Genomic DNA, 12,905 nt, shown 5'->3' on the forward strand with positions numbered 1-12,905 from the left:
CTCTTACTTGTTTTTATTGCACATCGGGAAGCCAAGCGCCTCACGGGACGCATAATAGGCTTCCGCCACGGCTTTCGTCAGGGTGCGGATACGCAGGATATAGCGCTGGCGTTCGGTAACCGAAATCGCTTTGCGGGCGTCCAGCAGGTTAAAGCTGTGCGCCGCTTTCAGAATGCGCTCGTAAGCCGGCAGCGGCAGCGGTTTTTCCAGCGCCAGCAGCTGCTGCGCTTCTTTCTCATACTGCTCGAAGCAGGTGAAAAGGAAGTCGACGTCAGCGTATTCGAAGTTGTAGGTCGACTGCTCCACTTCGTTCTGATGGAACACTTCGCCGTAAGTGGTTTTACCGAACGGACCGTCGCTCCACACCAGATCGTAAACGCTGTCTACGCCCTGAATGTACATCGCCAGGCGCTCTAAGCCGTAAGTGATCTCGCCGGTTACCGGCTTACACTCCAGGCCGCCAACCTGCTGGAAGTAAGTGAACTGCGTCACTTCCATGCCGTTCAGCCACACTTCCCAACCGAGTCCCCACGCGCCCAGCGTTGGGTTTTCCCAGTTGTCTTCGACAAAGCGAATGTCGTGGATGGTGGGATCCATACCCAGCTCTTTCAGCGACCCAAGGTACAGCTCCTGAAGGTTGTCCGGGTTGGGCTTAATCACCACCTGGAACTGGTAATAGTGCTGTAAACGGTTCGGGTTTTCACCGTAACGTCCATCGGTCGGACGACGAGATGGCTGCACGTAAGCGGTCGCCATCGGCTCTGGGCCTAAGGCACGCAGACAGGTCATCGGGTGTGAGGTGCCGGCGCCCACTTCCATGTCCAACGGTTGGACAATGGTGCAGCCTTGACGCGCCCAGTAATCCTGCAAGGTCAGGATCAGGCCCTGAAAGGTCTTGGTATCAAACTTTTGCATGTTGAATTCGCACGCGATACGGATCGGTTAAAAAAAGAGTGCGCCAGTATACCCTTTGACCGCGGATTGTGCAGCCGGAAATCCAGGCCAGCGCGCAGGCGATTGCGGCAAGGTTTAGCGGGCAAAAACAGAACAATAAGAAAATCGTATACGATTCACACTCAGCGCTAGTATTCGCCATAGAAACCTCATTAAAAGCTTAAATATCATAATATTGATTGATATATCAGCAAATCCTATTACGTGACCTACATCACCTTTTTGACCTGATGGTTAAAAATTGCGCATTGACACTCGTATAATCGTATACGAAATTGCGGTGAAACAGTTTTGCTTGAGATTTCACCATGAAGATTGCGTTGAGTTATCCCGAAATGAACGCCAGCGACCGCCCAATGGGGCCTGCGCCGCTCTCCGCCGCCGTGCTACACGAACCGATGTTGTTCATTTCCGGCCAGGTGGCGATTGATCCCTACAGCGGCGAGATTAAGGGCATCGACATCGCCAGCCAGACGCGCCAGGTGCTGAAAAACGTCGGCGATCTGCTGAGCGAAGCGAACATGACCTTCGACAACGTAGTCCGCGTCACTATTTACCTGACCGATCTCAGCACGTTTAGCGCGATGAATGCCGCTTACAGTGAATTCTTCCAATTCCCCTTCCCGGCGCGCGCCACCGTGGGCATTCAACTCAACCATCCAGACCTGCTGGTCGAGATGGAAGTGACGGCGATGCGCTGATGCATATTCATATCGAGAACGACGCCAGCGCACCGCGCGCACTCCATCTCTCTGTCGAGCAGCTGCAACTGCAGCTCGACGCGCATCCGCCGTTGCGCAGCCACTTCACGTTGAGCGAAAACAGCGACCCGGCACACACCGCCGACTTCCTCGCCCGCTGCGACATTCTGTGGAGCGGCCGCAAGCTGGCGCTCGATCAGTTCAGCACGCCGCGTCTGGGCTGGGTGCAGGTGATGTCCGCTGGCGTTGAGCAGTGGCTGGCGCACTGGCCGCCGGGCGTGACGCTCACCAATGCTTCTGGCGTGCACGGCGATAAAAGTGCCGAGTTTATTTTGATGGCGGCGCTGATGTTCAACTTCGGCATTCCCGGTTTTCTGCAGGATCAGGCGCAGCGTGTGTGGCGTCCGACTTTTGGCGGCTGCGCACGCGGCAAAACCGTGCTGCTGCTGGGCGTTGGCGGCATTGGCGCTGCAGCGGCAACTCTGCTGACGGCGCAAGGCTATCGCGTGATTGGCGTGACGCGCAGCGGCCAGTGCGATGCCAACGTGGCGCGTTGCATCCGTATTGATGCGCTAGACGAGGTGTTGCCGCAGGTGGATGTGGTGGTGTCGACGCTGCCGCTGACGCCACATACCCACAATCTGTTCGATCGCCGCCGTCTCGATCTGCTGCCCGCACGCGCTGGCATCGTGATTGTTGGCCGCGCCGATGTGTTCGATTACAGCGCGATGCGCGAAAAACTCAACGCAGGCGAACTGGCCGGCGCGGTGCTGGATGTCTATCCGCAAGAGCCGCTACCGGCCGACGATCCGCTGTGGCACACGCCCGGCGTGGTGATGACGCCGCACTGCAGCCTCGACGATCACAGCGCCTACCTCGCCGGTTGCCTTGACGTGTTTATCGATAACCTGGCGCGCTTCCGCCACGGACAACCGCTGCGTAATCAGGTTGATCCGGCACGAGGTTATTAAGGGTGCGCTTTTCCCCTCACCCTAACCTTCTCCCATAAATGGGAGAAGGGATGAATAGATTTCCAGCCCGCACTATCGGCCCCCTCTCCCGCTTGCGGGAGAGGGCTGGGGTGAGGGACAAGCAGCACCCCAACACCAAAGACGTTCATAAATCACAAGGTCATCGCTTTCTCATTCACCAGCATCAGGGGAACCTTATTATGAAATTTGCACGCACTGCTTTATTAATCTCTGGTCTCAGCGGCAGCTTACTGGCGGGCCTTTCCAGCGCCCACGCAGCCAGCACCGATCCCATCACGCCAACCGCCAGCGACTTCGCGGCGATGGCGCAGTGCAAAACACTGCAAAGCAAATATCCGTCGCTGAAAGGCAAAGATCTGGTGGTTGGCCTTGGCGGCTACACCAAAGGCTTTGAAGCGCCATCGGAAAAAGATCCCAGCATCATTGAAGGTCTCGACCCCTCACTGTTCGAGCGCATCAGCAGCTGCCTCGGCGCGAAACACAGCTACCAAAGCGGCTCATTCAACGTGCTGCTCACCTCGATCTCCAGCGGACGCGCCGATATCGGCCCGATGCTGTACGTCACCGAAGAACGCATGAAGCAGATCGCCTTCGTCGCCTCGATGCAGGTGCAGGATGGCTCAGTGCTGGCGCAAGGCAACCCGAAGAAAATCAACAGCGTCGATGATCTGTGTGGCAAAACCGTCGCCGCCGCAGCGGGTTCCTACGAAGCCAACAAACTGGTGCCGGAACAAAGCGCCAAATGCAGCGCCGCCGGTAAGCCCGAAGTCAGCATGCTGATGGTGCAGAACACCGACAACAGCATTCAGGCAGTGAAAAGCGGCCGTGCTGACGTCTACCTGACCGAAGCCGGTTCGGCGGTTGCCATTGCCAAAGCCGACAAAACGCTGGAAAGCGGCTTCACCGTTGATCTGCCAATCATGGTCGGTTTCCCGATTGCTAAAGACAACGCCACGCTGCGCGGCGCGGTGCTGGATGCGATGAAGGTGATTCAGGAAAGCGGCGCACAGAAAAAACTGCTGGATTACTGGGGCCAGGGCAGTGCTGCTGAGCGTCCGGTTGTTGCGCGTGGTTAATGCATAAACTCAGCCGCCTCGGTGACTCCATCGAGGCGTTGAGGAGGATAACGCCTTGGATGATTTTCTAAAGTATCTGACCTTCCCGTATCTGTGGGAAGGCGCCGTCATCGCCGTGCAGCTGTTGGTGGGCGCGCTGGCCGGTGGCATTTTGATTGGCTTTTTCCTGGCGTTAGCCAGCAGCTCAAAGCACTGGTTTATTCGCGTGCCGGTAAAAATTTACATCTATACGCTGCGCGGCACGCCGGTGCTGCTGCAGCTGATTCTGCTGTACAACGTGCTGCCGGAATTTGGCCTGCGATTGAGTCCGTTCACCAGCGCCCTTGTCGCCCTGATGATCAACGAAACCGCCTTCTGCGCCGAAATCATTCGCGGCGGCATTATGGCGGCCGATCGCGATCAGAGCATGGCGGCGCAGGCATTCGGTTATTCGCGCAGCAAAGAGATGATTCACGTCGTGATCCCGCAGGCGCTGCGCGCCATTCTGCCCACCATGGGCAATGAAACTGTCGGACTGCTGAAATCCACCTCGCTGGCTTCGGTGGTGGGCGTCAACGAGCTGACGATGCGCGGCCAGGCGATCGTGTCGCAAAACTTCCTGTTTATTCCGGTGCTGGTCGCGTCGGGCGGCATCTATCTGATTCTTTCCACGCTGCTGGCGGGCGGTCAGTGGTGGCTGGAGAAATTCTATAACCTTGATGAACGTGCACGTCGGGCACGCGCGCGCCTGGCGAAACTGCCGCCGGAAGCGGAAGTGATGCCGATGCAGCTACCAAAACGACGCTGGGATACGCAAACCGCCGCGCCGGTGCTGGAAGTGGATCAGCTGTGCGTCGAGTATGCCGGTAAAGCGGTACTGAAATCGCTGTCGTTAACCGTACGTCGCGGCGAAGTAGTGGTGCTGCTCGGTCGCTCCGGTTCGGGCAAAAGTACGCTGCTGAAATCGATTCTGGCGCTGACGCCACGCAGCAGCGGCACCATTCAAACCGAAGGCCACTTCATGGGCAGCGACGAAAACGGTCGCGCGCTGGCGCAGCGTCATCTGCCGGTGAACCGCGCTAAGTCGGGCATTGGCATCGTTTTCCAGCACTTCGCGTTGTTCGATCACCTCACCGCACTGGAAAACGTCATGAGTATTTTGCTGCGCGTGCAGGGCGCCCAGCCGGAAATCGCGCGCGGCAAAGCGATGCGCGCGTTGAAAATGGTAGGACTCGGTGATTTCGCCGCCTCGCTGCCGCATGAACTTTCTGGCGGACAGAAGCAGCGCGTCGGCATTGCGCGTGCTTTGGCGGCAGAACCGCAAATCCTGCTGTTTGATGAGCCGACTTCCGCGCTGGATCCCGAACTGGTGCGCGAAGTGAACCAAACCATGCGCAGCCTGGCGCAAACCGGCATCACCATGATCATCAGCACCCACGACATCGCGTTTGCGGCGGGCGTCGCCGATCGCGTGGTGTTCCTGCAGGACGGCGCGCTGATAGAAGAAGGCCCGCCGACGATACTGCAAAATCCGCAAACGCCGGCTTTTGCCACCTTCCTTGAACATGAAAATGCTGCGGAGGCGCAACATGCCAACGCGCTTTGAACTCACGGCGCGCGAGCGCCTCGGCGATGCGCTGTTCCGCTATATGCAGGGCCAACCTGCCGATGCGCTGGGTAACGAACCCGATGCCAATCAGCAGGCGCTGCGCCGCTTTCGTCTGTTACCGCGCGTGCTGCAGGGCAATGAAAGCATCGACACGCAGATTTCCTTGCATCAGCAAAATTGGTCCGCGCCGATTGGTGTCGGCGCGTTTGCCGGTGACCGTATTTTCCACGAAGAAGGTGTGCTGCCGATTGCGCGCGCCTGCAAACGTCTGCAACTGCCGCTGGTGATCTCCGAAGAGACCGTCACGCCGCTGGAGCAGATTGGCGCCGAGTACGATCGCTGCTGGCTGCAACTGCGTGCGGCGGGCGATGTCGGCCGCATCAAAGCCTTAATCGACCAGGCCGCGCAGGCCGGATTCAAAAATATCGTGCTGACGGTGCTGGCGCCGGTGCATCCGGTGGCCGGATTACAGCCCGGCGGCTTCTCTATCGGCGATGCCCTGAAACAGCGCGGCTGGCACACCATCGGCGGCACGCAACCGGGCGTTGCGCCGCTGCCCGCTTTTCCGGTGTGGCGCTGGCAGGAGATTGATGAGGTGGCGGCGCACTGCGCCGATCGCCAGCTTCCGCTGTGGCTGAAAGGCATTCTGCATCATGACGATGCGGCGCAGGCCGCGCAGCACGGCGTCAGCGGTTTGATTGCCTCGAACATTGGCCTGCGCCAGAGCGCACGCTGGGCTACGCCGGTCGATCAGCTGCCCGATTTGCAGGCGGTGACGCGGCTGCCGCTGCTGCTGGATGGCGGCGTACGCTGCGGCAGCGATGCGGTGGTGGCGCGCTGTCTTGGCGCGTCGCTGTCGCTCAGCGTGCGACCGATCATTAGCGCGTTAGTGGCGGGCGGCGAGAGCGCGGTGTTCGATCTGCTTTCCGGCTGGATCAATGAAGTTACGGCCATTAGTCACTGGTGCGGCGTCAGCGATATGGCGGCACTTAACGGCAGTTTCATCACCGCAATTCCGCAGTAAGTGCACACCTTTTGTAGGGTCGCCATTCATGGCGACCGAATAATGCATTAAAACTCGATTTAAAGAGGTACGTGGCAATGCAGACACTGATTTTCAATCAAGGCGATGCCAGCGAATCGCGCATCTACTACTGCGCGCACTATCTGGCGCAAAGCCTTGGCCTGTTTGTCGCGCAGCAGCTGCAGGTGATCTTCACCACCAGCGAATCGGGCGGACACACGGTACAAGGCGGCCAGGTTCCCGCAGTGCTGAATCGCGACGCCGATCTCACCCTCGGCGGCCCGATGGTGGTGATGAAGCATTTTCAGCAGCACGGCGCGGAGTTGCAGTGTTTCTGCGCCTCGGTTGCGGCCAATCCGTGGTTTCTCGCGGCGGCGCGGGTGCAGCCAGATTTCCAGCTCAGCGATCTGCGCGGCAAACGTGTGCTGGATGTCGGCAATGTCGGAACCGCGACGCTGACGTTCCGCTGGCTGCTGGCGCGTCACGGTTTGCAGGATGACGTTGAGCTGATCGCAGGCAGCGGCGATCAGGCGCGGGATTTCGCCGCGGTGGCCCAAGGTGCAGCCGATTATGCGCTGCACGCCATGCATATGCTGGCACCCGCCATCGCCGCCGGACAACTCCACAGCATCAGCAGCCTCGCCAGCTTGTGCGGCCACGTACCGTGGAGCGCCTACATCGCACGCGCCGATGTGCTGCAGGAGAAAGCAGTTGCCTTCGCCGCCTTCTCCCGCGCCATTGCGCAGGCGCTGACGTGGATCGCCAACCATGACGCCACTGAACTGGCGCAACAGGTGCAGGCGTTTTACCCCGATTATCCGCGCGAGGCGCTGATGCGCGGCCTCGCGGCTTATCAACAGGCCGGCGTCTTTGCGCCAGATGGCGTGATTCCGCGCGCCGAATTTGCGCATTTCAGCCAGCTGTTAAGTGCTATCGGCTGGCTCGATCCGTCACAGCCGGTGCCGTACGCGTCGCTGGTGACGCAGGCAGGAGCAGAGCAATGAAACAGCTAATTATTAATGGTTTGGTGGTCGGCGAAAACGGCGCGGCACCTGCCGATCTGTTACTGGAAAACGGCAAAATCAGCGGCCTGATGACGCCCGGCGCGCTTACCGACGGCGTTGACGAGGTGATCGATGCGCGTGGTTTGATCATCGTGCCCGGCGCGATTGATGTGCATACCCATTTCACCGGCTCGCACGATTTCCCCGAGCAAGAGCTGCGCGAAGGCACGCGCGGTGCGGCGGCGCACGGCGTCACCACCATCGTCGAGATGCCGCATTCGCTGCCACCGGCGACATCGCTGGCTAACTTCAACGCCAAAAAAAGCTGGCTGGCTGACAACTGCTCGGTGGATTACGCCCTGTGGGCTGGGTTAGACGGAGATAACGTGCATGAACTGGCGGCGCTGGATCGGGCCGGTGCGCTGGCCTTTAAAGCCTTCCTGTGCAGCGGCGCGCCCAACGGTGACGCCACCGACGAGAAAGGTTTGCCGCGTCTTGATGATGACGGCCTGCTGCGCGCGATGCGCGAGCTGGCCACGTTCGACGGGCTGATTGGCGTGCACGCCGAGAATCACGAGATTTTGATCGGTGCCGGTAGCGAACAGCGCCGCGCTGGACGCAAAGATGCGCGCGCGCATGCGCTGGCGGGCCCGGAAATCGCCGAGATCGAAGCGGTAGGACGCGTGTTAGCGATTGCCGAAGAGACCGGCGCGCGCTGCCATATCGTGCACGTCAGCTCGGCGCGCGCGGCGGAAACCATCGTCGCCGCTAAAACCCGCGTACGCGCCAGCTTCGAAACCTGTCCGCACTATTTACTGCTCGACGAAGACGATTTGGTGCGCATCGGCCCCAACGCGCGCTGCGGCCCGCCGATCCGCCCGCGTCCGGTGGTGGATGCGCTGTGGCAAGTGCTGCTGCGCGGCGATATAGACATGATCGCCTCTGACCATTGTCCGTACACGCCCGCACAAAAACAGGCAGGTGAAGCCAGCATCTGGGATGCGGGCATGGGTCTGACCGGCGTGGAAACCCTCAGCCCGATGATCTTCAGTGCGGCCCATAGAGAACGTGGCGTGGCGCTCAGCGAGTTTGTGCGCATGACCGCCAGCGGCCCGGCCAAAGCCTTCCAGCTGTGGGGCAAAAAAGGGGCGATTGCGCCCGGCTTCGACGCCGATTTGGTGTTCTACGACGCCAGCCAGAGCTGGACGGTGCGCGGCGCGCATTTTCAGGGACTCGGCAAGTGGAGCGCATTTGAAGGGATGCGCTGTCAGGGTAAAGTGGTGCGCACATTGATTCGTGGCGTCACGGTATTCCAGGATGACCAGATGCAGGTTGAACCCGGCTTCGGCCAGTTCGTGACCCGACAGGTTTAAACAGGACAAATAACATGGCAGGAAAACCCTCTACCGCTAGTCGTAAAAACAGCGCCCCGCTGGCGCAGGACGCGGCCACCGATAACAGCTGGAATACCGCGCGTCCGCGCACGCTGGTCGATCACGCCGTGGATGCCATTCTCAGCGCCGCTTCGCGCGGCCTGATCCTGCCCGGCGACCGCATCGCAGAACCGGAGCTGGTGGCGAAACTCGGCATGAGCCGCGTGCCGATCCGTGAAGCGCTGCGCATTCTGGAGAGCCAGGGCATCGTCACCAGCGAGCCGTATAAAGGCATCCGCCTGATGGAGATTTCGCATCAGCGGCTGGAGCAGATTATCGATGTGCGCATCCCGCTGGAGACGCTGGCCTGTCGCCGCGCGATTGAGGCCGGACGCAACAGCGCCGAGCAGCTTAATCAGCTCTATCAGGGTGTAGCGCAGATGCAGGCGATGATGCAAAACGACGACGTTTACGGATTTGCCTCCGCTGATACCGATTTCCACCGCACGCTGTGCAGCTTTGCGCACAACCCGGTGCTGAGCAATTTGTGGGAGTCGATTGCCCGTCAGCTGACGGTGATTTTCGGCCTCTCCACCATGGGCAAATCGATGAGCGACATCATCGAGGAGCACCAGCGGCTGATTAATGTCTTTGCCGATGGCGACATCGCCAAAATGACCGACGAGGTTGAGAACCACATCCGCATTCAGGCGCTGGACGTGGATTACGAGACCCTGATAACACAGCGCCGACAGCACCGTTCCGCTCTCGGCTAATTTCGCATTGCCTTTACACCAGGGAAAACACCATGAAAATCATTAACGTTGAGGCGTTTTACCTGCGCCTGCCAGTTATTGAGCAGCGCACCGACAGTTCTCAGGATGCGCTGCTGATCAAAATCACCACCGATGCCGGCATCACCGGCTGGGGCGAAGTGGATGGCAGCCCGTATGTCACCAAAGCCATCATCGAAGCGCCCTATTCGCACACCATGGTCACTGGACTGAAATCGCTGTTGATCGGCGAAAATCCGCTAGAAACCGGCCGTTTGTGGAAGAAGATGCACAAAGCCACCCTCTATTATGGCCGCAGCGGCGCGGTTTTGCAGGCGATGGCGGGCATCGATATCGCGTTATGGGATATCAAAGGCAAAGCCCTCGGCAAGCCGATTGTTGAACTGCTGGGCGGCGCCATGCGCGACAAGATGCGCGTTTACTCCTCCAATATGTTCCAGTTCAGCGTGGAAGAGACGGTTGCGCGCGCGCAGCATGCGATGGATACCGGCCATAGCGGTGTGAAGTTTGGCTGGGAGCCGTTTGGTACCGACGAAGCGCTGGATCTGCGCTATCTCGAAGCCCTGCGTCAAGCGATGGGCGACGATGTGGATCTGATGCTGGATGTCGGCCACGTGTGGGATGCCAAAACCACCATCCGCCGCAGCCAGCGCTATGAACACCTCAATCTGTTCTGGATTGAAGAGCCGCTGCATCCCGATAACTACGCCGGTTACGGCCAGGTTTCCGCCGCGTGCCAGCAGCATATCGCCGCCGGTGAACAAGAGTGTTCCGTGGTCGGTTTCCAGCGCCTGATTGATGAAGGCGGCATCGATATCGTGCAGATCGACCTGACGCGCACCGGCTTTACGCAGGCGATGGAGATCGCCAGCTACGCGCACAGTCGTGGCCGCAAAGTGTGCAACCACAACTTCACCACCGACATTAATACCGCCGCCTCGCTGCATTTCCTGTGCGCGATTGAGAATGCGCTGGTGATGGAGTATTGCGTCGAGCCGGGCGAGATCAGCCGCTCGCTGGCGAAGAATCCGGTGCGCATCGCCGACGGATACGCGTGGCTGCCGAGCGAGCCGGGCCTCGGCGTTGAACCCGACGAAGCGGTGATCGAGAAGTTTTTGGTGCGTGATTAAAGGCTGTCACCACCTAACAACGATGTACACATCGTAGCGGCGCAATTTATTGCGCGATGAATCGCGCCGCTACGGAATGTGTGCGAATTGATTCTGGTGTCGAGTGTCGAATAACAGAGTGATCTGAATTACAACGCAAAAGGTTGTTGGCGCGCGGCTCACTGGCTACCCTTCTTCGCAGCGAATGCAAGAGGGTGCCATGCAGCAAAAAATTTACTGGATCGACAACTTACGTGCGGTTGCCTGCCTGATGGTGATCGTCATTCACACCACAACCTGGTACATCACCGGACCGATGGCGGTGACAGGCCTGAACTGGGATGTGGCGAACCTGCTCAACTCAGCGTCACGCGTCTGTGTGCCGCTGTTCTTTATGATCTCAGGCTATCTGTTTTTCGGCGAACGCAGCGCACAAGGGCGGCATCTGCTGCGCATCGTGCTGTGCCTGCTGTTCTACAGCGCGGTGGCGCTGGCCTATATCACCTGGCTAACGCCGATCAGCGAAGGACGATCGCTGCTCAAACTGCTGCAAAAACCGGTGTTCTATCATCTGTGGTTCTTCTTCGCCATCATCGGCATCTACCTGTTATCCCCGCTGATTCAGGTGAAAAGCGTGGCACCGCGCTATGTCGCAATACTGGTGATCGTGCTGGCGGTGTTGGCGAATCCGAATACCGTGAGCCAATCGCTGGGACCGTTCCACTGGCTGCCGGTGAATCTGTATGTCAGCGGCGACAGCATTTACTACCTGCTGTATGCGCTGCTCGGGCGTGCGATTGGCTGTATGCAGACCGACAAGCGCAGCATCAGCTGGCTGGCGGGATTGGGCTTTGTTGCCTGCGTGATTGGCATTGCGCTCGGCACCAAACAGATGCTGAAAATCAACGGCGCGTTCAACGATACCTGGTATCTCTACTGCGGGCCGCTGGTGTTTATAGCCGCCATCAGCCTGTTGATACTGTTCAAAAACACCCTGAATCAGCGCGCACTGCCGGGACTCGCCACCATCTCGCGCTATTCCCTGCCGATCTACGGTTTTCACGCGCTGTTTATCCACTTTTTGCGCACCCATCACTACGACGATATGTCGCGCCCGTGGCTCGATTTGCCGTGGGTGATGGGCGCGACGCTGATCGGCAGCCTGCTGCTGGCGATGGGATTACAACGCGTGGATAAGCGTCATCTGGTGAGCTGATCGTCCCAGCGCTGGTGCGCGCGGCGCAGCTGGCGTGCTGAGGAGAATCCAGCGGCCAGCGCCGCCTTCTCCGCCGCTTCGCCCTGCTGCTGACGTTGCCGCGCAATCACTAAGCGCAGCTGTTCGTGGTACTCGCGCACGCTGATGCCCAGATGCTGGCGGAACAGGCGCGTCAGATGGCGCTCGCTGACGTGCGCCCGCTCGGCCAGTGCGGTAAGCGACCAATCGTGTTCGGGGTGGGCAATCATCACATCCTGCGCGCGATGAATCGCCGGATGCATGTGATTGCGATAGCGCAGCCACGGCGACAGCTGCGGATCGTCGCCGGAACGCCGAAACCACACCACCATTTCGCGCGCCACTTTCAGTGCCTGCGGCGCACCGCATAGCCGATTGATGAGATGCAGCGCCAGATCGATGCCAGCGGTAATCCCCGCGCTGGTCCAGATGCCGCCATCTTCGACGAAAACCCGGTTGTCTTTTACTAACGCTGCCGGTGCTGCTGCTTTCAGGCGCGGTAACACATCGTGATGCGTGGTGCACTGAATGCCATCCAGCAATCCCGCCTGCGCCGAGAGTAATGCGCCAGAACAGATGCACACCAGCGTGATGCGCTGATCGGTTATCGCCGCCTGCTGCTGGCGCAGCCAGTCACGCGCCATCGCTGCCGGTTCGGTGTCGAAACAAACGCGCGAATCGTGCACGCCAGGCACCACCAGCAGGCTGTTTTCCGGCAATTGCGCGGGCATGGGCGCGATGTCAGCGATGGTCATGCCGGTGGAGCACAGCACACTCGGCTGCGGGCCGATGTAGTGCAGCGCGAAGTGGCCGTCGGCCAGCTGCAGGGTTTCAGCGGGGCCAGTGAGATCCAGCGCCATCACGCCGGGAAGCACGAGGAAGAAGACAGACTGCGGCATGGTGAGCTCCGGTTGGGTGCGGCGTTCGGCCTGATCGGCATAAATGCAAAGTTGGGTGCGGTGTTTGGCCATGTTGGCATAAATGCCAGGTTGGGTGCGGTATTCGGCCAGGTTGGCATAAATGCCAACCCTACATGCTGATGAATCCCCACAAAAA

12 protein-coding genes are annotated in these 12,905 nt (G+C 59.5%); 10 read left to right on the plus strand and 2 right to left on the minus strand.

Going from position 1 to position 12,905, the window contains the following annotated elements; translation table 11 throughout:
• Positions 1 to 3 precede the first annotated feature (3 nt).
• Positions 4 to 915 (minus strand): glycine--tRNA ligase subunit alpha, encoded by a 912-nt coding sequence (gene glyQ, locus HX773_RS21495; protein ID WP_008105242.1) that lies wholly within the window; start codon positions 913 to 915, stop codon positions 4 to 6.
• Positions 916 to 1,262: 347 nt separating this feature from the next.
• Between glyQ and HX773_RS21500 the strand changes: the two genes are divergently transcribed.
• The 10 genes from HX773_RS21500 to HX773_RS21545 all read left to right on the plus strand — a co-directional run bounded on the left by HX773_RS21500 (position 1,263) and on the right by HX773_RS21545 (position 11,831).
• The gene (locus tag HX773_RS21500) at positions 1,263 to 1,655 is read left to right on the plus strand and encodes a RidA family protein (RefSeq protein WP_176973247.1); all 393 of its coding nucleotides are present in this window, start codon (positions 1,263 to 1,265) and stop codon (positions 1,653 to 1,655) included.
• Positions 1,655 to 2,626 (plus strand): D-2-hydroxyacid dehydrogenase, encoded by a 972-nt coding sequence (locus HX773_RS21505; RefSeq protein ID WP_176973248.1) that lies wholly within the window; start codon positions 1,655 to 1,657, stop codon positions 2,624 to 2,626. Before HX773_RS21500 ends, HX773_RS21505 begins: the two co-directional genes overlap by 1 nt.
• A 200-nt stretch (positions 2,627 to 2,826) precedes the next feature.
• The gene (locus HX773_RS21510; RefSeq protein ID WP_176973249.1) at positions 2,827 to 3,723 is read left to right on the plus strand and encodes a transporter substrate-binding domain-containing protein; all 897 of its coding nucleotides are present in this window, start codon (positions 2,827 to 2,829) and stop codon (positions 3,721 to 3,723) included.
• A 55-nt stretch (positions 3,724 to 3,778) separates the two neighbouring features.
• Entirely contained in the window at positions 3,779 to 5,308 is a 1,530-nt protein-coding gene (locus tag HX773_RS21515) for an amino acid ABC transporter permease/ATP-binding protein (RefSeq protein ID WP_176973250.1), read from the plus strand.
• A complete protein-coding gene (locus tag HX773_RS21520) occupies positions 5,292 to 6,335 on the plus strand; it encodes an alpha-hydroxy acid oxidase (protein ID WP_176973251.1) in 1,044 nt (347 codons plus the stop codon). Before HX773_RS21515 ends, HX773_RS21520 begins: the two co-directional genes overlap by 17 nt.
• A gap of 77 nt (positions 6,336 to 6,412) precedes the next feature.
• Complete coding sequence (locus HX773_RS21525; RefSeq protein ID WP_176973252.1) at positions 6,413 to 7,339, plus strand: ABC transporter substrate-binding protein; 927 nt, start codon at positions 6,413 to 6,415, stop codon at positions 7,337 to 7,339.
• The gene (locus tag HX773_RS21530; RefSeq protein WP_176973253.1) at positions 7,336 to 8,712 is read left to right on the plus strand and encodes a dihydroorotase family protein; all 1,377 of its coding nucleotides are present in this window, start codon (positions 7,336 to 7,338) and stop codon (positions 8,710 to 8,712) included. The genes HX773_RS21525 and HX773_RS21530 overlap by 4 nt, the downstream gene beginning before the upstream one ends.
• Before the next feature lie 14 nt (positions 8,713 to 8,726).
• Complete coding sequence (locus HX773_RS21535; protein WP_008105250.1) at positions 8,727 to 9,488, plus strand: GntR family transcriptional regulator; 762 nt, start codon at positions 8,727 to 8,729, stop codon at positions 9,486 to 9,488.
• A 32-nt stretch (positions 9,489 to 9,520) separates the two neighbouring features.
• A complete protein-coding gene (locus HX773_RS21540; RefSeq protein WP_176973254.1) occupies positions 9,521 to 10,636 on the plus strand; it encodes a mandelate racemase/muconate lactonizing enzyme family protein in 1,116 nt (371 codons plus the stop codon).
• 199 nt (positions 10,637 to 10,835) lie between these two features.
• Positions 10,836 to 11,831 (plus strand): acyltransferase, encoded by a 996-nt coding sequence (locus HX773_RS21545; RefSeq protein ID WP_176973255.1) that lies wholly within the window; start codon positions 10,836 to 10,838, stop codon positions 11,829 to 11,831.
• Here HX773_RS21545 and HX773_RS21550 read toward each other — a convergent pair.
• The gene (locus HX773_RS21550) at positions 11,816 to 12,748 is read right to left on the minus strand and encodes a GlxA family transcriptional regulator (protein ID WP_176973256.1); all 933 of its coding nucleotides are present in this window, start codon (positions 12,746 to 12,748) and stop codon (positions 11,816 to 11,818) included. The two genes, HX773_RS21545 and HX773_RS21550, sit on opposite strands and share 16 nt — an antisense overlap.
• Positions 12,749 to 12,905: the final 157 nt, after the last annotated feature.

Source organism: Pantoea sp. B9002 (assembly GCF_013385945.1).
Classification (GTDB): domain Bacteria; phylum Pseudomonadota; class Gammaproteobacteria; order Enterobacterales; family Enterobacteriaceae; genus Pantoea.

What these genes read in the sequence shown, in the direction of transcription:
- glyQ (WP_008105242.1), bottom strand. Translation starts at nt 915, where the DNA reads ATGCAAAAGTTTGATACCAAGACCTTTCAGGGCCTGATCCTGACCTTG.
- HX773_RS21500 (WP_176973247.1), top strand. Translation starts at nt 1,263, where the DNA reads ATGAAGATTGCGTTGAGTTATCCCGAAATGAACGCCAGCGACCGCCCA.
- HX773_RS21505 (WP_176973248.1), top strand. Translation starts at nt 1,655, where the DNA reads ATGCATATTCATATCGAGAACGACGCCAGCGCACCGCGCGCACTCCAT.
- HX773_RS21510 (WP_176973249.1), top strand. Translation starts at nt 2,827, where the DNA reads ATGAAATTTGCACGCACTGCTTTATTAATCTCTGGTCTCAGCGGCAGC.
- HX773_RS21520 (WP_176973251.1), top strand. Translation starts at nt 5,292, where the DNA reads ATGCCAACGCGCTTTGAACTCACGGCGCGCGAGCGCCTCGGCGATGCG.
- HX773_RS21525 (WP_176973252.1), top strand. Translation starts at nt 6,413, where the DNA reads ATGCAGACACTGATTTTCAATCAAGGCGATGCCAGCGAATCGCGCATC.
- HX773_RS21530 (WP_176973253.1), top strand. Translation starts at nt 7,336, where the DNA reads ATGAAACAGCTAATTATTAATGGTTTGGTGGTCGGCGAAAACGGCGCG.
- HX773_RS21535 (WP_008105250.1), top strand. Translation starts at nt 8,727, where the DNA reads ATGGCAGGAAAACCCTCTACCGCTAGTCGTAAAAACAGCGCCCCGCTG.
- HX773_RS21540 (WP_176973254.1), top strand. Translation starts at nt 9,521, where the DNA reads ATGAAAATCATTAACGTTGAGGCGTTTTACCTGCGCCTGCCAGTTATT.
- HX773_RS21545 (WP_176973255.1), top strand. Translation starts at nt 10,836, where the DNA reads ATGCAGCAAAAAATTTACTGGATCGACAACTTACGTGCGGTTGCCTGC.
- HX773_RS21550 (WP_176973256.1), bottom strand. Translation starts at nt 12,748, where the DNA reads ATGCCGCAGTCTGTCTTCTTCCTCGTGCTTCCCGGCGTGATGGCGCTG.